Origin of the sequence: Endozoicomonas sp. ONNA2, from assembly GCF_024606365.1 — a bacterium.
Taxonomy (GTDB): Bacteria; Pseudomonadota; Gammaproteobacteria; order Pseudomonadales; family Endozoicomonadaceae; genus Endozoicomonas.
Genome location: NZ_JAHHPO010000185.1, coordinates 1 through 1,808, shown reverse-complemented (window position 1 = coordinate 1,808; position 1,808 = coordinate 1). Strand labels below are relative to the sequence as shown.

Here is a 1,808-nt window from a genome sequence, read left to right as displayed (position 1 = left end):
AGGGGAAATGCTCTGCACCACGGTTGAGGGTAGTTTGTATGGTGATATGCATGAAGGATATGAAGACAACCCCAAGGTCCTCAGGGACGGGATTAAAGAGTTAAGGAAGAAGAATGGAGAGTTCTTTGAAGTCAAATTAACTGAGTACACTATGATGGGGCCTCCATCATATATCCAGTTTTACAATTGGCCATCAAGCGTCAAGCAGTTGATGTTTGGCTTTCCGCATTTAGAGAATTTGTGTTTCGATATGAAGTTCCCTGAATCCCTATGATAGGGAAAGGAGTCAAATGGAATCGTATTATAATGAATTAATGAGATATTTGTTTGGTACCGGATCTAAAAATTGTTTTGCAATTTTATCCTTCATACATTTAGGTAAAGCCATACCATCTATACCGGATATGGCTTCATGAAACCTGTCGGCATTCATTCCATATTTGTGGTTCAAACATCGTTTAATTGATGCATAAGCCAAAGCTTGAAGTGAAAGAAAACGTGTACACTGCAATTGTCGATGAGCTTTTTTAACCGCAAGTATAAGCATATGCCTGAAGTTATCACCGCTTTTCCAATCGATATCAAGTATGTTTTTTTCCACACCTTCAATACACAGGCGTTTGCATTGTTCATCATCAAAGGAGCCGATAAGGTGATTGAGATGACTGTAACCGCCCAATTCTAGCAGCAACAAGCATAGAATATGATTATTACAAGTGTAATTATCTCTTGCCCAGGAAAATATGACTGTAAGGTCCCAGAGTAATTTCTCTCTCGCTTTTCCTCTTTCCTCTCTATTGGAAAACAATGGACTGAAGACTGTTTTGGCTAAGGTTTCTTCCTGTAACAGACATACGATTATTTCATTTCTGTTTTGTTGCGCATGAAAAGCACAATCAAACAATTTCACATTATTTTCCACCGAGGCTGCTCCCCTTGCAATCAGCAACTTGACAGCATCGAGATGCCCACCCCGAATAGCGGCCAGCATTGGTGTTTTTTTCCATTCAATGTTCCCTTCAAAGTCATGAGTGATCGGAACGCCTTTTTCTAAAAGTATGTGCAGCAGCTCAACATCACCAATGGAGGCTGCAAAAATAACCAGGTTATAATGATCCTTGTTTAACTTCAGATGGTAAGATTCGATCAGCTTCCTTAGTAGGCTTGGTTCCTGCTCCTCGGCCAAATGTTTTAACAGTTCGTCAGCAGGCGAGTTGTTTTTCAGTAATACATCCAGAGTCCTGCTGTCACAATTATCATATGCTTGGCGGACTAGCTGACTGTGCCTTTGATCAAAGGTTATTTCATTACTGATCATCCATTGAACATGATCAGTATTCTGCTCCTGAACATATCGCTGCAGCAGCAGACTGGCGACGGGTTCAGTCCGGGCGATCTTTCTTCCCAGGATGGCAAGTGGTTCATACAAAAAACCGGATATCAAAGACAAGGCCCAGCGACCATTATCAACAATATAAGACCAATGATTTGCCCGGCCGATCCTGGAACCTTCGTTTCTGGCCTGGTCTTTGCCCGGTGCGAGGGGAACTCCCTCACCTGTCGAAGTAGTCACTTGATGAGGGACGGCCAAGTTGGCGATCATAAATCTCAACTCCTGAAGAACGCAACATTTTAGGACTATGGTAGGTATTTTTTATCACGGCTTTTGTTCTTCTGAATTTCAGACAGCGATAGTCTGCTTGAGTTCCCCTCTTCAGCAAAATTGCCGTGAACCTGTTCAGTGTTTTTATCTGTACCTGAATCCGTAAGGTTTTGATTGCACCGGAAGAATTTTACCAATTTAATAT

At 41.8% G+C, this 1,808-nt stretch carries 2 protein-coding genes; one reads left to right on the top strand and one right to left on the bottom strand.

What is annotated here, in order from left to right:
- On the top strand, positions 1–274 hold a 274-nt coding region (locus tag KDK14_RS03275), incomplete at its 5' end, for a hypothetical protein (RefSeq protein ID WP_257263592.1).
- 27 nt (positions 275–301) lie between these two features.
- Here the strand turns inward: KDK14_RS03275 and KDK14_RS03270 are convergent.
- A complete protein-coding gene (locus KDK14_RS03270; protein ID WP_257263591.1) occupies positions 302–1,603 on the bottom strand; it encodes an ankyrin repeat domain-containing protein in 1,302 nt (433 codons plus the stop codon).
- Between the last annotated feature and the right edge of the window lie 205 nt (positions 1,604–1,808).